At 61.1% G+C, this 17,907-nt stretch carries 15 protein-coding genes; 8 read left to right on the top strand and 7 right to left on the bottom strand.

Annotated features, from left to right (window positions below):
* Nucleotides 1–69: 69 nt before the first annotated feature.
* From E1N52_RS01720 to pruA, 4 genes are all read right to left on the bottom strand, one after another.
* The gene (locus tag E1N52_RS01720) at nucleotides 70–906 is read right to left on the bottom strand and encodes an ABC transporter permease (protein ID WP_133179605.1); all 837 of its coding nucleotides are present in this window, start codon (nucleotides 904–906) and stop codon (nucleotides 70–72) included.
* A 4-nt stretch (nucleotides 907–910) separates the two neighbouring features.
* Entirely contained in the window at nucleotides 911–2,188 is a 1,278-nt protein-coding gene (locus E1N52_RS01715) for an ABC transporter permease (protein WP_205965551.1), read from the bottom strand.
* Between the two features lie 153 nt (nucleotides 2,189–2,341).
* Nucleotides 2,342–3,418, bottom strand: coding sequence for an ABC transporter ATP-binding protein (locus tag E1N52_RS01710; protein WP_133179603.1), 1,077 nt, complete (start codon nucleotides 3,416–3,418; stop codon nucleotides 2,342–2,344).
* 32 nt (nucleotides 3,419–3,450) lie between these two features.
* Complete coding sequence (pruA, locus tag E1N52_RS01705; RefSeq protein WP_133179601.1) at nucleotides 3,451–5,061, bottom strand: L-glutamate gamma-semialdehyde dehydrogenase; 1,611 nt, start codon at nucleotides 5,059–5,061, stop codon at nucleotides 3,451–3,453.
* A gap of 517 nt (nucleotides 5,062–5,578) precedes the next feature.
* Here pruA and betI point away from each other — a divergent pair.
* The gene (gene betI / locus E1N52_RS01700) at nucleotides 5,579–6,241 is read left to right on the top strand and encodes a transcriptional regulator BetI (RefSeq protein WP_133179599.1); all 663 of its coding nucleotides are present in this window, start codon (nucleotides 5,579–5,581) and stop codon (nucleotides 6,239–6,241) included.
* Nucleotides 6,242–6,253: 12 nt separating this feature from the next.
* Here the strand turns inward: betI and E1N52_RS01695 are convergent, their stop codons facing one another.
* Both E1N52_RS01695 and E1N52_RS01690 read right to left on the bottom strand, forming a co-directional pair.
* Nucleotides 6,254–7,258, bottom strand: coding sequence for a LysR family transcriptional regulator (locus E1N52_RS01695; protein WP_133179597.1), 1,005 nt, complete (start codon nucleotides 7,256–7,258; stop codon nucleotides 6,254–6,256).
* 77 nt (nucleotides 7,259–7,335) lie between these two features.
* Nucleotides 7,336–8,187: an N-formylglutamate amidohydrolase gene (locus tag E1N52_RS01690; protein WP_133179595.1), complete on the bottom strand. Its 852-nt coding sequence runs from the start codon at nucleotides 8,185–8,187 to the stop codon at nucleotides 7,336–7,338.
* Nucleotides 8,188–8,611: 424 nt separating this feature from the next.
* Between E1N52_RS01690 and E1N52_RS01685 the strand changes: the two genes are divergently transcribed.
* Both E1N52_RS01685 and E1N52_RS01680 read left to right on the top strand, forming a co-directional pair.
* Nucleotides 8,612–9,541, top strand: coding sequence for a DMT family transporter (locus tag E1N52_RS01685; protein WP_133179594.1), 930 nt, complete (start codon nucleotides 8,612–8,614; stop codon nucleotides 9,539–9,541).
* Between the two features lie 39 nt (nucleotides 9,542–9,580).
* Nucleotides 9,581–10,171: a dimethylsulfoniopropionate lyase gene (locus E1N52_RS01680; RefSeq protein ID WP_133179592.1), complete on the top strand. Its 591-nt coding sequence runs from the start codon at nucleotides 9,581–9,583 to the stop codon at nucleotides 10,169–10,171.
* 28 nt (nucleotides 10,172–10,199) lie between these two features.
* Here the strand turns inward: E1N52_RS01680 and arcD are convergent, their stop codons facing one another.
* Entirely contained in the window at nucleotides 10,200–11,663 is a 1,464-nt protein-coding gene (gene arcD, locus E1N52_RS01675; RefSeq protein WP_133179590.1) for an arginine-ornithine antiporter, read from the bottom strand.
* 198 nt (nucleotides 11,664–11,861) lie between these two features.
* On the opposite strand from arcD, the gene E1N52_RS01670 reads away from it, so the two are divergent.
* From E1N52_RS01670 to E1N52_RS01650, 5 genes are all read left to right on the top strand, one after another.
* Nucleotides 11,862–12,329, top strand: a complete 468-nt coding sequence (locus E1N52_RS01670) for a YaiI/YqxD family protein (RefSeq protein WP_133179588.1) — start codon at nucleotides 11,862–11,864, stop codon at nucleotides 12,327–12,329.
* Between the two features lie 497 nt (nucleotides 12,330–12,826).
* The gene (locus E1N52_RS01665; protein ID WP_205965550.1) at nucleotides 12,827–14,182 is read left to right on the top strand and encodes a lysine N(6)-hydroxylase/L-ornithine N(5)-oxygenase family protein; all 1,356 of its coding nucleotides are present in this window, start codon (nucleotides 12,827–12,829) and stop codon (nucleotides 14,180–14,182) included.
* Nucleotides 14,179–15,402 carry an MFS transporter gene (locus tag E1N52_RS01660; RefSeq protein WP_133179585.1) on the top strand — a complete coding sequence of 408 codons (1,224 nt, stop codon included), beginning with the start codon at nucleotides 14,179–14,181 and terminating at the stop codon, nucleotides 15,400–15,402. The genes E1N52_RS01665 and E1N52_RS01660 overlap by 4 nt, the downstream gene beginning before the upstream one ends.
* Nucleotides 15,392–15,982 carry a GNAT family N-acetyltransferase gene (locus E1N52_RS01655; RefSeq protein ID WP_246088905.1) on the top strand — a complete coding sequence of 197 codons (591 nt, stop codon included), beginning with the start codon at nucleotides 15,392–15,394 and terminating at the stop codon, nucleotides 15,980–15,982. The genes E1N52_RS01660 and E1N52_RS01655 overlap by 11 nt, the downstream gene beginning before the upstream one ends.
* A 30-nt stretch (nucleotides 15,983–16,012) precedes the next feature.
* Nucleotides 16,013–17,905 (top strand): IucA/IucC family protein, encoded by a 1,893-nt coding sequence (locus E1N52_RS01650; RefSeq protein ID WP_425467989.1) that lies wholly within the window; start codon nucleotides 16,013–16,015, stop codon nucleotides 17,903–17,905.
* The last annotated feature ends 2 nt before the right edge of the window (nucleotides 17,906–17,907 follow it).

Below are 17,907 nucleotides of genomic sequence, written 5' to 3'. Positions count from 1 at the left end.
GACCTGGTATGTTTGCTTCGGATAACGAATGACAAGCAGCGGGTTTCTACCGGCAGCGGATCAAGCTTGTTAAACCGCGTTGGCCGTGCCTCTGAGGCGTTCGGTTCTGCGCCGCAGCATTTCGAGCGTCACGAGCAGCAGTGTCGAGATCACGACCAGAATGGTCGCCACGGCGAGAATCGTCGGACTGAGTTGTTCGCGAATGCCCGACCACATCTGCCGCGGGATCGTCTTCTGATCCGGGCCGGTCAGGAACAGCGCGACGACGATTTCATCGAATGAAGTCGCGAAGGCGAAGAGCGCACCGGAAATCACGCCCGGCGCGATGATGGGGAGCTTCACCTGCAGGAACACCCGAAGCGGCGAGGCACCGAGGCTACGGCCCGCTCGCGAGAGCGTTTCATTGAACCCGGCCAGCGTCGCCGTCACGGTCACAATCACGAAAGGCACACCCAGCGCCGCGTGCGCGAGAATCAGCCCGGTGAGGCTACTCGTCAGGCCCAGCGGGCTGAACGCGAAATACACGCCCACGGCCGTGATGATGAGCGGCACGATCATCGGCGACACGAGAAGACCGGTAATCACGGCTCGGCCCTTCAGGCGCGGGCTCGTCAGCCCGAGCGAAGCCGTCACGCCGAGTACCGTCGCGATTGCCGTCGACGAAAATGCCGTGATGAGCGTGTTGTTCAGCGCCAGCATCCAGTCGGGGCTGCCGAGAAAGTCCTGATACCACCGCAGGCTCAAGCCCGGCAGCGGGTAGGTGAAGTACGGCTGCGAACTGAACGAAAGCGGCATCACCACGAGCACAGGCAGCACGAGGAACAACAGCACGGCAAGCGAGACACCCAGGTGAGCGAATCGTCCAAGACGGCCCCAGACCGTCACATAGGCTGGAAAATTGAACATGTGATTACCCCAGTTTGATGCCGCCGCCCGTGAGCTTCACAAAGAGGCCGTAGATGATGAGCACGCCCACGAGCAGGATGGACGCCAGTGCGCTCGCGAGTCCCCAGTTCAAGGTCGTATTGACGTGATTTGCAATGTAGTAGCTCGCGAGCTGGTCATCGGGGCCGCCGACGATCGCCGGCGTGATGTAGTAGCCGACCGCGAGAATGAACGTCAGCATCCCGGCGGCGCCGACGCCCGGCAGCGTTTGCGGGAAATAGGCCTGGAAGAACGAACGCACGGGCCCGGCACCGAGCGATCGCGCCGCCTTCATGTAGATGTGCGGCACGCCCTTCATCACGCTGTAAAGCGAAAGAATCGCGTATGGAAGGAGAATGTGCGTCATCGCCACCAGCACGCCAAAGCGGTTATAGATAAGCGACACGCCGTGCTTCGACAGCCCCAGGTGAATCAGCAGGTCATTCAGGACACCATGCGTTTGCAGCACGACAACCCATGCCGTGGTGCGAACCAGAATCGACGTCCAGAACGGCAGCAGCACCATGATCATGAAGAGGTTGCTGTATTTCGCCGGCAGGTTCGCCAGAAAATAGGCAACGGGATAGCCGAGCAGGAGGCAAAGCAGGCTGACCGCGAGGCTCACCCACGCCGTGCGCAGAAACACGCCAACGTAAAGCCGCTCGCCATCCGGCTGGCGCACGATGGCGCCGTGCTCGTCGCGCTCGAAATCGAACGCTTTCAGGTAATACCCGAAGGTCCACGGCGACGAAGCGTACTTGAGCGTCGACCACGCCTGCAAATCGCCCCACCGTGAATCGATGTTCGACAGACGCTCGCGCCACGTTCCATCAGTGCTCTCGTCGATGTGGCGCGCGGTCTTCATGATCAGGCTGCGCATGCCGCTCTCGTCGTAGTTCAGGCGCGAAGCCACGCGGCTCATACCGTCCGTCCCCTTCGCGGCGCTCAGGTCCTGCCCGAACGCGGCGTAGATCTGCTCGCCGGGCAACTGGCCGCTTGCGGGGTCCCATGCGCGCAGCAGCGCTGCGGCATGCGGCAGTTCCTGCGAGACGGTCGGGTCGCGAAAGCTCTTCGTCAGAAGGCTGCCGATGGGAACGATGAAGGTGACGAGAAGAAATGCGAACAACGGAAAGACCAGCAACATGGCCTTCGTGCGCTCCGTGCGCTCCGCGCTACGGAGTTTCGCCTTGAGGCTTTTCGAGTCTGCGACGACAACCTGTGCGGCGTCGCCTGTCGGGATAACCATATCAGTCGGTAGAATCATCGTAGTCCAGCGGTAGCGACCGCGCCCTCCTCGTCAATGCAACTTCAGATACGTTTATGCGTGGCTCATCCGATCAGGATGCCTGATGAATTCGCGGATTCGCTTCGTATTGATCCGAAGCCATCCGCGTCGGAGAACCGGTCTACGCCATGACTACTGCAAGGCGCGGCAGGCTTCGGCCATCCAGCCTATCTGCACGGAATCGCCAATACGCAGCTGTCGAGCCGCTCCGTCATTGGGCAGCTTCACGATGAAGTCATTGCGCCCGCACACCTGCATCACCACGCGCAGGTGGTCGCCGTAATAGATGAGGTCCTTCACGCCGCCGTTGAACACGTTGTCACACACCCGTGCCTGCTCGCCTACCGCCACGCGCTCGGGTCTGAGCGATACGCAAGCGGAACCGGAGGCGCGAATTGCGGCGCCCGTGCTCGCGCGAATCGTTGCCCCGCCATCGAGCTTGACGGTACACGCTTTGCTTTCGACCGATGCCACCATTCCCTTCAGTTCATTGCTTTCGCCGATAAAGCGCGCAACGAAGGCGTTTTCGGGCTTTTCATACAGATCGGTGGGCGGCGCAAGCTGTTGAATGATGCCGTTGTTGAAGACCGCGATGCGGTCCGACATCGTCATGGCCTCGCTCTGGTCATGCGTCACGTACACGACCGTCAGCCCGCTTTGCTCGTGAATCTGCTTGATTTCATACTGCATTTGCTCGCGCAACTGTTTGTCCAGCGCGCCGAGCGGCTCGTCCATGAGCACGAGCGCGGGCTCGAAGACCAGGGCGCGAGCAACGGCAATGCGTTGCTGCTGCCCGCCGGAAAGCTGGCCGGGCATGCGGTTCGCGAACTTCTCCATGTTCACCATCGCGAGCGCACGGCTCACCTTGCGTGCGATTTCATCCTTCGCGACCTTGCGTACCTTCAGCGGAAACGCCAGGTTCTCCGCGACGGATTTGTGGGGGAAAAGCGCGTAGCTCTGGAAGACCATGCCGATATTGCGCCGCTCGGGCGGAATACGGTTGATCGGCTTCCCCTGGAGCAGAATCTCGCCGTGCGTTGCCGTCTCGAAGCCGGCCAGCATCATGAGACATGTCGTCTTGCCCGACCCGGACGGTCCAAGCATTGTGAGAAACTCGCCCTCGCGAATATCGAGGTTGAGGTTTTTCACCACGAGGGTCTCGCCGTCGTAGGTCTTTTGAACGTTCTTGAAAGAGACAATGGTCGACATCACAACTCTCCAGGAGAAGCCATACTCGGTGGTCAGGCGCCGAACTTCCAGTCGCGAGCCGGCAGATACGTTTCCTTCACCACACGCGGCGAGGCCCAGCGCAGGAGGTTCAAATACGAGCCTGCCTTGTCGTTGGTGCCGCTGGCGCGGCCGCCGCCGAACGGCTGCTGTCCGATCATCGCGCCCGTCGGCTTGTCGTTCAGATAGAGGTTGCCCGCTGCATTGACGAGCACGCCCTCGGCCTGGTGTAGCGCGAAGCGGTCCGTGCAGAAGATCGAGCCGGTGAGCGCATAGGGGCTCGTCGAATCGATGAGTTCGAGCGTTTCGTCCCACTTCGTGTCTTCGTAGACGAATACCGACAACACGGGGCCGAAGAGTTCTTCCTTCATCAGCGCGTGCTGCGGGTCGCTCACTTCGAACACCGTCGGCTCGACGAACCAGCCCGGCTCCGTCCATGTCTTGCCGCCCGAGACGAGCTTCACCGCGGCGTCGTCCTTCGCAGCGTCAATCACGCGGCTCAGCTTCTGGTGTGAAGCCTGCGAAATGACCGCACCCATGAAAGTGCTGAAATCGGCGACATCGCCTACCTTGAGTTCTGCGAGGCGCTCGCGAAGCTGCTGGCTGACCGCGGGCCACAGACTGCGCGGGATGTACGCGCGCGAAGCGGCGCTGCACTTTTGGCCTTGATATTCAAACGCGCCACGCACGAGCGCGATGGCAACCTCGGACGCGTTGGCCGACGGATGGGCGAGCACGAAGTCCTTGCCGCCCGTTTCGCCCACGAGACGCGGAATCGTACGGAACGCATCCACCTTCGAGGCCACGCCCTTCCACAGCGACTGGAACACCGCGGACGACCCGGTGAAGTGAATGCCTGCGAGATCCGGCGATGAAAGCGCGACACGCGTTGTCAATTCGGCTTCGCCGGGTACGAAGTTGATCACGCCCGCCGGCAAGCCGGCTTCTTCGAGCGCTTCGAAGAAGATGTAGTTCGCGAGCGCCGACTTTTCGGACGGTTTCCACAGCACCGTGTTGCCCATGATGGCCGGAGCCGTGGTCAGGTTCGCGCCGATCGCCGTGAAGTTGAACGGCGACACCGCATAAACGAAGCCTTCGAGCGGCCGCCAGTCTGCGCGGTTCACCGCGGTCGGGACCGACATCGGTTGCTCCGCGTACACGCGCTGCGCGTTGTAGGCGTTGAAACGCAGGAAGTCGATCAGCTCGCATGCGCTATCCGGCTCCGCCTGGTCGAGCGTCTTGCTTTGACCGAGCATCGTGGCTGCGTTGATCTTTGCGCGCAGACGCGTCGCGACGATATCGGCTGCGCGGTGAAGAATCGTCGCGCGGCTCGCGTGCGTGAGGCCGGCCCAATCACGCGCAACGCCTTTCGAGCTGGCAATCGCTTCCTTGATCTGCGATTCCGACGGGCGATGAATACGCGCGAGCACGCGCTGCGTATCGTGAGGAGCCCGAACCTCCATAACCTCGTTGGAGAAGTACCGCTTGCCGCCGATGACGGTGGGGATTTCTACGACTTCACGCTGCTCGAGCGCACGGCGCAGCGCGGCGCCCGATTCGGTGCCTTCGCCAAATTGAACTTCGGCTTCGTTCGCCGGCAACGGAAATTGTGGACCTGAAATCACGCTTGCTCCTTACCAGAAAAGTTGGACGAGTCGCCCAGGAACCTACCGGGGTTCACCCCGGGAGAACCCTTACCTGGCGCAGGTTTGCGGGGTTCTCAAGGCACCAGCGACGCTCAGTGTCCAGACTAGGGGGTGCAAAAAGAACGGCTGCTTATTTAACCTGGCTTTATGTTGTGGATCGTTGCCCCTTATGAACGGCAGCCGAGGGCGACAACGCTGAACACATATCAGTCTGAACTCTCGTCAACACTGAACATATGTTCAGCACAAGATGCGTGAGAACGACTATATATGCGTTCGGTGAGATGTCAAAAAGGAATTGATAAGGGTTTTTACGGACAATATCTGACTAACTGGCGAGAAAAGGGTAAGCACGGAGCGCAAATCGATAGCGCATCAATGAACATTCGTTCAGCTTTTGTGGATAATGGAAGCCGCTATACTGCTGCTTCCCGTGAACGAATGTTCAGCTTTTATGTGGCGCCGCAGCGCCCTTTCCCTGACTGAGGACAGCACCATGCGTCACGACGCGGAACCCGCCCTGAAGGCCGATACGCGCAAGGAAGAGCCCGTGGAGTACGACGGCATGCGTCTAAAACTGATCGACGCAACGTTGGACGTCGTGGGACAGGTCGGCCTGGAAAACCTGACGATCAGGAAGGTGAGCGAACACGCCGGCGTTTCAGTGGGCCTCGTGCATCATCACTTCGAGAACAAGAGCAATCTCGTCTACAAGACCTTCGTCTACATGATCCGAAGCGTTCGCAATCAGCTCGTCGCGGGCCGGCGCGATATTCGCGACCCGATCGAGCGCGTGAAATTCATGGTCGACCTGTGCTTTAGCGACGAGGTCATGAGCCCGGGCGCAGCCAACGTCTGGCCGCACATGTGGAGTTCGTCGGCCCACGAAGTCCAGGTTCAACGCCTATGTGCAGCGTTTTCGCGGCGCCTGCGCTCGAACTTCGTTCACGATTATCGACAGGCCGGTTGCGATGCGACGATGGCGAACATCTACGCTATTCAGTCGTTGGCGCTGGTGCATGGTCTGTGGATCGAACATCGCGTGGCCGGCACGATTTCGATCGACGAGGTGCTAGGCATATTTCACGGCATGATCGATGACGCGACGAATCAAGGGTGGAAAGCGAGCTTTCGGCGCCTGCCCCCCTCACGACACTAACGAAACCTCGCGCTATTCGTCGTCGATGTCGCCGACCTCATCCGGCTTCAGCGCAAGGGCCTTGGCGATATCACGCGCGACCTGCCTCTCGAACGCACGTCGAATGAGATCGTAGAGGTCGTTAGGCAGATGGCCGAGTTCGTTTTCCCGATACGAGAGAAAGAACGATCGGGTCAGCCGTCCATAAGGCCGGCCGTGGCGGGAAAACGCAGTCAACGGAACCACACGCACTTCGGGCACATAGTGACGTGATTGCCACAAGCACAATGGTGTCGTGATAGCGAAGCCAAGGCCCGCCGCGACAAGACTGAGCATGGGGTCCGTGGCGTCGAATTCGCAGGTGCGCTCGATGTTTTCGCCGTGCGAAGACAGATACGAGTCGATGTGCTGGCCAATGACCGAGCGCGCGCTGTATCGAATGAATTGCAGATGGGTGCTCAATTCGGCGAGCGTCGTGAAGCGGTCGACTTCAAAGCTGCCCGGCAGCACGACGACATACGGCTCGGAAAACAGCTTTCTCTTGCGGATGCCGGCAGCATGCGAGGCACTGCTGGTCGTCACGGCCATGTCGAGTTGCCGGGCTTCGAGCTGCCCGTCGAGTGTGGGCGTGATGCCGGACCACAGGCGAATATGGTGCGATGTGCCGGACAACGCTTTGATGGCGATCGGCCCGATCGTCGCCGCAAACGAATCCACACACCCCAGACGCACGACCACGCGCTTTGCGCGCGTCACGTTGCGCACGCTCTCGACCATCTGGTCCGCGCCCTGCAGCAACACGGTGGCGTGCTCGAACAGGCGCTGACCTGCCGCTGTTGGCCGTGCCGGGCGCGTTGCCCGGTCAAGCAAGGTCGTGTCCAGCAGAGTTTCGAGCGCCTTGATGCGTTGCGAAACTCCGGCCTGCGAGATAGCGAGGCGATTGGCAGCATCCGAAATCGAACCGGCCTCCACCACCGCGACCCAGCTGGCGAGGAGGTCCCAATCAGGATATTTTTCTGGCGACGCGTTGTCTTTCATGGCTGTGGACGAATGCTTCCCCAAAATTTAACACGTCTCAGACGCGGCGTTTGCGCGATTCAGGCCGCTTTGCATTCTTAGTCTGCGCACCTCACGGCTTCAAGCGCAGCGAGCACATTATCGGCGCCAGCGGGGAGCTTGCGAACCGCAGCGCAAGCGCCATCCAGAAGCGCCGCCATGTCACGCTGGGGCGAATTGCAAACTAGGCCCGCCTCACCGCTTGCCTCCAGTTCGCTACGCCATTTGCCGGCAATCTCGACCTCGACGACATGCACGCCACTCTCGGGCACACCATAGTGCTGCGCAGCGAAGGCGCCACCCAGCTTCCCGTTGACCACCCACGAGCGCGCGTGCTGCTGGGCGGCGTCGGTAAGCGCAGCAACGAGTAGACGATCGCACGCCGCGCCCTGGTGTGTGCCGAGATTGAAGTCGGTTCCGCCAGCCTGATCGCGGTACGGCGAGAGCCACGAACTCGCGTGCGAAACCAGCACCGCGATATTTTCGTGAATCTTTCTGAGGCGAATGATCTCGGCCGTCACCGTCTGATGAAATGGCAGCCAGTAAGCGGCGATCCGCGCCTCGACCACGGCCTCGTCCGGTTCGCAGCCCTGCGGATAGAGCGGCTCGCCGCGCGACGTGTGCGTCCGGCACAGTCCCACACGGTTCAAACGTGGCGAAAGCGACCGGTTGTCGGTTGCCACGTTGAAGTCGATCACACAGGGATGCACCGCCGCCGCAACGCTCGACATGCCGCGTTCGCGCGCAGTCTCGATCCAGGCAACGCCTGCCGGGTCCGAAAGACGGCCATCGATTGGCGCCCACGCCGGATTCGACAGCAACTCCACGGGCACGCGGCTGCCGATGTGGGGTGCAACCACCATCACCGGCATATCGCCGCGAGCAATGGCCCCGAAATTTTCGCTCTGCATGCACTCACCCCCGTCACGATGCGCGACCGCGTCCAGGCTGCGGTCCTCATGCGAACGTACATCGATTCCGGGCTGCGCGCACTAGCGTAAGCCACGCTTTCACTTTTCATAACCGCGCCTTAATCAAACGCAGAATGCGTCACGAAGCACGAATGACTTCAAGGAATGTCAGCGTGAAAATAAAGCACATTGACGCGTCTTCTTGCCGATCCAATACTCAGCGGACAGCCGTGCACGCAGGCCGCACTCACGAGGCCCGGCATTCTCTATGTATCACCTGGCATATCGAATGAGAAAGAGAAACCTGGCGAACGCCGCTTCTGCTATCTATAAGCGCAATTGAAGCAACCGCTTGCGCGGATGCCGCTCGCTATGCTGGCAGCGCCGATTTGCCCGTGGCTGACAACCCTGCCTGGATCGTACCGTGATACGGACCTACACCGCCTTCCTGCTCCTCGGACTCTTCTGGGGATCGAATTTCATCTACATGAAATGGGCGGCGCCATTCATCAGCCCAGGTCAGATATCGTTCTTGCGCGTCCTCTTCGGTTTCATACCGCTCGCCGTTCTCGCGTGGCGCAACGGCGTATTGAGACTCGGCCAGATCCGCTATCTGCATCACTTCTCGATGATGGCGGCGCTCGCCACAGCCTTCAGCTACTTCGCCATGGCAAAAGGCACCGCTCTGCTTCCTTGCGGTATTGCCGGCGTGCTCGGCGGGTCGCCTGCCATCTTCACCTCGATCGCTTCGGCGGTGTTTCTGCGCAATGAGAAAATGAACCGCTTGATGGTGTGCGGCGTTGCGTTGGGCATGGCGGGTATTACGCTCATCGCGCGCCCGTGGTCCGTGATGAGTAGCGACGACCCGATCAGCCTCGTGGGCGTCGCGTGGACGATCGAGGGCGCGATCGTTTTTGGACTGTCGTATATCTACGTCCGGCGCTTTCTCTCCCCGATCAACCTCGCCCCGCTGGCGATCGTGACCTGGCAAATGGGCCTCGCATTGCTGATACTCTTTGCCTTGACCGACCTCCATGGTACCGGCCAGATTTTGCAGAACGGGCGCGCAGCGGCCGGGGTGGTGATCGGCCTGGGTTTGCTCGGTACGGGCTCATCATTCCTGCTTTACTACTTTCTGTTGCAGGAGTTAGGCGCCGTCGCGGCTTCCGGTGCGGTTTATATCACCCCTGTGATTGCGCTTCTAATAGGCTGGGCGGCGGGAGAGCACGTGGGTCAGCTCGAAATCGTGGCGATGCTTTTGATACTCGGCAGCATCGCCATGCTCGAATTCGGGCGGCAGCGGACCGTTCAAAGCGATATCACGCCTGTTCAGAGCGCCATGACTATTGAGTGATCACGGGCATAGCGCCGCAACGTCATTACCGGAGCCCCCATGTATCAACGACATGAGAATCTCGAACATTTCATTCGCGTTGCACGAACGCTGTTTCAGGCACCCGCGCTGCCGCAGGATGGTCGCCAGATGGCCGTGAAAGTATTCGAGCGTCTCGAACAGCCGTCCGACGACGGCAAGCGCAACCGCGAACGCTACCCTGCCTGCGACCTCCTCGATTCAGCGCTGACGCCGTTGCTTGACGACACAACCAGTCTCGGCGAAGCGGCCCGCGCCATCAAAACGCTCGAACCCGCTATCGGCTGGCAGCGGCGAACATCCGGGACGAACGGAAGCAAAGACTATGTCGAGAAGCACGTGAACGGCATGATTTGCGGCCCCGGCGGCATGGAAAGCCGATACGACGTGCAGCTAGGGTTTTCGCTGCTCGCGCCTCATACACGATACCCCGATCATCAACATCCGCCTGAAGAAGCCTATGTGCTGCTCAGCGCAGGGGAGTTCCGCCAGCGCGACGGAGACTGGTTCGATCCGGCTGTCGGCGGCGGCCTGCACAATACGCCCAACAGCATGCACGCAATGCGCTCGGGAAGCACTCCGCTCCTCGCGCTATGGTGCCTCCTGGTATGAGAGCGCACATCGACTGTCCGCCGCTCATTCAAAGGCTCAGCAGACCGCGATACAAACTGAAGCCAGCCACGACTGCGGCAACGAGCACGGCTGCGAATACGATTTTCTCCAAATGCGTAAACACGTTCTGCCCGGCCTCGCGCCGCGCCTTGGCGAACAAGACGACGCTCGGCGCATAGAGCAGCGACGAAAGGAGAAGGTATTTCACGCCGCCCGCATAAAGCAGCCAGACCGCGTAAAACACGGAAACCGCAGCAATCATCAAATCCCTGCGGCGCTCCTTTTGCGACAACTCGTAAGTCTCGCCGCGAATGGCAAGCAGTAGCGCATAAGTCGCCGACCAGAAGTAAGGTACGAGAATCATCGAGGTGGCGAGATAGATGAGCGAGAGGTACGTGCCTTTCGACACCAGCGTGATGAGCAGAAATATCTGCACCATGCCGTTGGTCAGCCACAGCGCGTTGGCCGGCACCTGTCTCGCGTTTTCCTTGCGCAGAAAGGCGGGCATCGTGCGGTCACGCGCTGCCGAGAACAAAATCTCCGCGCACAGCATGACCCACGAAAGCAGCGCGCCCGCCAGCGAAATGGCGAGTCCCACGCTCACCAGCACCACGCCCCAATGTCCGATAACGTGTTCGAGCACGCCTGCCATCGAGGGATTCTTCAGCCCCGCGAGTTGACGCTGCGTCATGATGCCGAGCGCCAGCACGTTGACGAGCACCAGCACGAGAAGCACGACGAAAAATCCGATCACCGTGGCCTTGCCGACGCTCTTGCGATCCGCGGCGCGTGCCGAGAAAACGGTCGCCCCTTCTATGCCGACGAACACCCAGACCGTGACGAGCATCATGTTCCGCACCTGATCCAGCACACCACCGAGCGCCGGATTCGAGCGCGCCCAGATATCGGCCGAGAAAACATCCAGCCGAAACGCGAGGAGGCAGATGAGAATGAAAAGGACGAGCGGAACGATCTTCGCAATCGTCGCGATCTGATTGATGAAACTCGCTTCTTTTATGCCGCGCAGCACCAGAAAATGCACGCTCCACAGCAGCGCCGAGGAGCAGGCAATGGCGGGTAGCGTATTGCCTTCGCCGAAGATGGGGAAGAAATACCCGAGCGTGCTGAATAGCAGCACGTAGTATCCGACGTTGCCGAGCCACGCACTGATCCAGTAGCCCCAGGCCGAGGCGAAGCCCATGTAATTGCCGAATCCGGCCTTGGCGTATGCGTAGACGCCGCCATCGAGATTCGGCTTGCGGTTGGCGAGTGTCTGAAATACGAGCGCAAGCGCCAGCATGCCGAAGGCCGTAATCACCCAGCCAATCAGAACGGCGCCCACGCCAGCGGATGCGGCCATGTTCTGCGGCAACGAAAAGATACCGCCGCCGATCATTGAGCCCACGACGAGGGCGACCAGCGCGCCCAGCCGCAGCCCGTTTGCATCCCTGTGTTCCCCAGCGGCATCGAACCCGTGGGTAGCGTCGCTCATATCCGCTCCGTCTTCGCAGTGTCTGGTCGGGGGCATCCGGCTCCATTGCGAAATCAATGTTGGCAGGTATGCGGGCAAATGCAAGGAAAACGCAGTGCATTCGGAATGCGACAGGAAACGACAGGAAACGTCGCGCAATGCGCGGAGCATCACCGGCATTGCGTTATGATCGCGCTTTACTGTGCCGGGAATCCCTACATGCAAGTGCTGGTCGACGCTGACGCCTGCCCCGCCGTCATCAAGGACATGTTGTTTCGAGCCGCGCGGCGTGCCGAAGTCCAACTGACGCTGGTGGCAAACCAATATCTGCGCACACCGCCGTCGCCGTTCATCAAGTCGATTCAGGTGCCGGCGGGATTCGACGCGGCTGACGCCCGCATTGTCGAACTCGTCGAGGCGGGCGACCTCGTGATTACCGCCGACATACCGCTTGCCGCCGCGGTGCTCGAAAAGAACGCGCAGGCGCTCGATCCGCGCGGCAACTGGTTCACGCGCGAGAACATTCAGGAACGGCTGACGATGCGCGACGTCATGGATCAACTGCGCAACGCAGGCATCGAAACGGGCGGTCCGGCGCCATTCAGCGCGCGTGACAGCAAGGCGTTTGCTAGCCAGCTCGATCGATTTCTCGCGCGGCATAGCCCACCGCCGCGCAAGGCTGAGTGAAGGCGGAAAGGCGCGACACGTTTGGGATCATCGCGTGATGAATGCCCCCAAGCCGTGGCCTCGCACCCGCGAATCGCGCGCGATTAGAGCCGAAATTCTCGCTGCGCGCATCTAACCCCTGCAAAGTTCAGGGTTTTTGTCAGGTGATTTGACGCCAAAAATGGGGCGGCGCGAACGCGCCCCCGCCGCTTCCCGAAAGTAGCCAATCCCCCGCCCGCCCCGGCGCAGCAGGACTTTGCCGCCGGTCGCGCATACCAGCCTTGATGCGTATTGGGCAGGCACGATATTTCGGCATCCTCAACGCCCTGCGTTTCGCTCTTGCCATTGGGCGGCGTCTTTCCTATGATCATCAAACGCGAATCACTCTCATTCGCATCGAAACGCCACACACCCGCGCAAACGGTTGCGCGGTTGCGTCTCGTGAGCCTTCTCGCCGTCTTCGCCCTTCGATGAGGTAACCCGACATGGTCCTTTCCGCCACAGGTGAAAGTTCAATCATGAGTACAACTAATGTCAAGCCAGGTCCGCCCTCGCCCGTGCTCGACTTCGTGGCGATCGGCCTCGGGCCGTTCAATCTGAGTCTCGCCTGCCTCGCCGATCCGATCCGCGATCTGCGCGGCCTCTTTCTCGAACGCAACGAGGACTTCGACTGGCACCCAGGCATGCTGATCGACGACACCACGCTGCAAAACCCGTTTCTCGCCGATCTCGTGAGCCTCGCGGATCCCAAAAGCAAGTTCAGCTTCCTCAACTACTGCAAGCAGGAAGGCAAGCTCTATGCGTATTACATTCGCGAGCGCTTTTATCTGAGCCGCGCCGAATACAACCGCTACTGCAAATGGGCTATCAGCCAACTGTCGAGCATCGCGTTCGGCTCGAGCGTGGAGCACGTTGAATACGACGCGCAGCAAGGCCATTACGTGGTGCGCGGGCGGCACGTGCGCACCGGCCAGCCGTTCATGCATCGCGCCGCGCGCCTTGTGATCGGCGTGGGTTCCGTGCCGCAATTGCCGCCGTGCTGCGGCGAGCTGCACGAGCACTGCATCCATAGCGCGCATTACGTGGCGCGCAAAGCCGAGCTGCAGCAAAAGCGCTCGATTGCCGTGATCGGCAGCGGCCAGAGCGCAGCCGAGATCTTCTACGACCTGCTCAAGGAAAGCGACGAGCACGACTACACGCTCACGTGGATCACGCGTTCGCCACGTTTCTTCCAGATGGAAAACACGAAGCTCACGCTGGAAATGATCTCGCCCGACTATATCGACTACTTCTACAACCTGCCGGATGGCGTGCGCGAAAACATCATCGCCAAGCAGGACAGTCTCTACAAAGGCGTGAACGCCTCGCTCATCAACCAGATTTACGACCTGCTGGACGACCGCCGCAGCCGCGGCAGCAACCGTGCGCGTCTCATCACCAATTCCGAGCTGAGCGCCTGTCATCACGACCGCATCGAAGACCGCTTTCACCTGCGTTTCGTGCAACGCGACGAAGGCGTGCAATACACGCACGTCACGGACGGCGCGATCTTCGCGACCGGCTATGGGCAGAACGTGCCCGGCTTCATCGACGGCGTTCGCGCTCGCATCCGCTGGGACGACAAGGGGCGCTACCGGCTCTCGCGCAACTATGCGATCGACGTGAGCGGGCGCGAGATCTTCGTGCAGAACGCGGGGCTCTATAGCCACGGCCTGACCAACCCCGACCTCGGCATGAGCTGCTATCGCAACTCCTGCATTCTGCGCGAGCTGACCGGCGTGGAGCACTACAAGATCGAGCGGCGCATCGCGCTGCAGGACTTCTCGGTGCCCGACACGGAAGCGTTCGTCAAGACGCCGCTGGAGGCGCAATGAAGCTGCGCAGCACGATCATCCTGATGACGACCTTCGCCGTTATCAGCGATGCGATCCTGATTCCGTTCTACCCGCAATTCTTCGCGGCTCGCTATGGCGTGACGAGCCCTGTGCATGCGGGCGCTTACGTGGCGTTCATCTCCATTGTCGTCATGCTCACGCTTCCGCTCTGGGCGCGCATTGCGAAGCGCCTCGACGCCATGCATCTGCTCGTCTATACGCAGTGCGCCGCGGGCGTGCTTTCGGTCGCGAGCTATTTTGCGGCAACGGTGCCGCTCTTCTGGGTGCTCTCGCTCGCGATGTTCATGTGCAAAAGCAGCTATCTGCTCATGTACCCGTACATGATGCGGCTCGAAGCCAAAGAATCGCATGCGCATACCATCGGCGTGCTTTCAGTGGTGGTGCACTTCGGCGCGATTGCGGGCGCGGTGGCGGGCGGTTTCGTCATGCAGGTCTGGGACGCGCATCACTGCATCTTCGCGATGGCCGCCGGCGACTTCGTGCAGATGGCGATCTGCCTCGCACTGATCCGCACGCATGGCATTTCGCGGCGCTGCCGGTTTGCGGACTCTGTCGATGAAGCACAAGTCAAGCCGGGGCTGCGTGCGCGCATGCCGATCCTGCGCCTCGCACTGCTCATGCTTGCGTTCGACTTCAGCGTGTATCTCATCCGCCCGTTCATGGCGTCGTATTGGCAAGCAGTCACCCATGCGCCCGGCGAACTGGTTCCGGGGCTCGTGTTCGCCATTCCCGGCATGGTCGCGCTCGTCGCGCTGCGCCTGAACAAGCGGCTCGCCACCCAGGGCAAGCGCGTGCCCGACCACATGCTCGCGAACCTGCTGCTATGTACCGCCGGCATGCTGCTGCAGGGCGTGGAGGCGCCGCTATGGATCGTCGTGGGACGCGTGATGTTCGGCTGGGCGCTGTTCCAGATCGTCGTGAAGCTCGACGTGACGATGTTCGCACTGAGCACGCCCGCCTCGTATGCCGCCGATTACAGCGTCATCAACTTCTTCCAGAACCTTGGCGTGCTGCTGGCCTCGTTCGCGGCCGGCGCCATTGTCGACGAAGCAGGCTTGCGTGCGCCGTTCTTCGTGGCGTCCGTGGGCCTCGTTTTCACGGCGCTCGCAAGCGTCTGGCTGCTCGCCCGGCCGCGCGCCCAGGACGCGGCCCTTTCCAATCCGATTGCCGAAACAGGAGTCACCGCCCGTGCGAACTGAAATCGCTGCCGACGAAATCGCGCTGCGTCATGTCCCGGGTGCACGCATGGCCAGGCCCGAGGCCTTTCTCATCCGCCCGCTCGACGCGCAACACGACGCGCCCACGCTGCACCGCTGGTTCATCGAAGAACGCGCCGCGTTCTGGAACATGCGCGACAAGAGCGTGGCGGACGTGGCCGCGTTTTACCAGGCGATCGAGGACTCGGGGCATGCGCGAGCCTGGCTCGGGTTGCAGGACGACGTACCCGCCTTCCTGTTCGAAAGCTACGACCCGGCTCACGAAGAGATCGGCGAGCACTACGACGTGTGCGCAGGCGATCTCGGCATGCACCTGTTCGTCGGGCCCGCTACCAGGCGCACTTCCGGCTATACGCGCCACGTGTTCGAATCGCTCATGGCGTTCCTGTTCGAGCGCCTTGGCGCACAACGTGTGGTCGTCGAGCCGGATGCGCGTAACGCACGCATACACGCCCTGAATCGCGCGATGGGCTTCGTGTATACGAAAGACGTCGGGTTTCGCGAGAAAACCGCCTCGCTTGCGTTCTGCACACGAGCCGATTTTTACGCTGCCATTACGTAGGATCACTAAATTCCATAAGGACATCGCAACATGAATCACGTCGCAACGCAGCCTTCCATGCAACATGTTCTCCTCACGCCCCACGAGGCAACCGCCCACCTCACACCCGGGGTGTGGCAGCGCGCGAACCGCATGCTGGTGCGCAAGGCCATTGCCGAGTACGCACACGAGCTGATCGTCGAGCCGCAGCGCGTGGGCGATGCGCCGGGTGACCACTACGCGCGCTATGCGCTCGAATCCGACGACGGCACCCGCGTCTACACGTTCGACGCACGCCTGCTCGCGCTGCGCCACTGGAGCATTCGCCCCGAGACCATCGTGTGCTCGCAAGACGGCGCGCCGCAACCGCTCGACGCGCTCGCCTTCATTCTCGACGTGAAAGCGCGGCTTGGCATCAAGGAGGAAATGCTGCCCATTTACCTCGATGAAATCAGCAGCACGCTGTATGGCGCGGCCTACAAGGCCGTGAAAGATGGCCCGGATACGGCCGAGCTCCTCGACGCCGATTTCCAGGCGTTCGAAACCGCGATGAGCGAGGGCCATCCGGGCTTCGTCGCCAACAACGGCAGGCTCGGCTTCGACGCGGGCGACTATCGCGCGTTCGCACCCGAGGCGGGCTCGCCGCTCCAGATCGTCTGGCTCGCCGTGCACAAGGAGAACGCCGCGTTCCACAGCTCAGCCGACCTCGACTACGAGCAGTTCATGGAAGAAGAACTGGGCGCGGAGACCATCGCGTGCTTTCGCTCGATGGTCGAAGCGCGCGGCGTGGACTTTGCCGACTATCGACTGATGCCGGCGCACCCGTGGCAGTGGTTCAACAAACTCTCGATCGCGTTTGCGAGCTATGTCGCGACCAACCGCATCATTTGCCTCGGTTTCGGCGAGGACCGTTATCAGGCCCAGCAGTCGATCCGCACGTTCTTCAATCTCTCGGACCGTTCGAAACGCTATGTAAAAACGTCGCTCTCGATTCTCAACATGGGCTTCATGCGCGGACTCTCGCCGTACTACATGTCCGGCACCCCTGCCATCAACGACTTCATCAAAGGCCTCGTGGCGAGCGACCCGTATCTGGAAGGCAAAGGGTTCACCATACTGCGCGAAGTCGCGTCCATCGGCTTTCGCAATCGCTATTACGAAGCGGCCGTCCAGGTGGATAGCCCGTACAAGAAGATGTTTTCGGCGCTCTGGCGCGAGAATCCGCTCAGCCTCGCGGGAGACGGCCAGCGGCTCATGACCATGGCTGCGCTGCTGCACACGGACCGCCATGGCGAGGCGCTGCTGCCCGCGCTGATCGAGGCTTCTGGGCTCGCGGCACAAGCCTGGCTCGAGCGCTACATGGAGGCGTATCTGGCGCCCCTCGTCCATTGCTTCTACGCACACGATCTCGTGTTCATGCCGCACGGCGAGAATCTCATTCTCGTGCTCGAAAATCATGTGCCTGTACGCGCGATCATGAAGGACATCGCGGAAGAATCCGCCATCCTCAACAAGGACGCGCAGCTTCCGGAAAACGTCAAGCGCCTCGCCGTGGACGTGCCCGAGCGCGTCAAGCTGCTCGCGATCTTCATCGACGTGTTCGACGGCTTTTTCCGCTACATGAATCAGGTACTCGTCGAGCACGAGTGCTGCACGGAAGACGTGTTCTGGGACACAGTGGCGCGCTGCGTCGCGCGCTATCAGGACGAGCATCCGCAATTCGCGCGCAAATACGCCGAATACGACCTCTTCGCGCCCGAGTTCCTGCACTCGTGCCTGAACCGTCTGCAACTCGGAAACAACCTGCAGATGGTCAATCTGTCCGACCCAGCGGGCAATCTGAAGATGGCGGGCAATCTGCAAAATCCGCTGGCTGGCAGGCGCGGTGCGCAGCGAGACGCCGCGCAGGCGAACGGCATGAACGCCGAAGCGGTCGCGGCATAAGC

Source organism: Paraburkholderia guartelaensis (assembly GCF_004353905.1).
In the GTDB taxonomy this organism is placed as follows: domain Bacteria; phylum Pseudomonadota; class Gammaproteobacteria; order Burkholderiales; family Burkholderiaceae; genus Paraburkholderia; species Paraburkholderia guartelaensis.
This window is presented reverse-complemented; position numbering and strand designations above follow the sequence as displayed.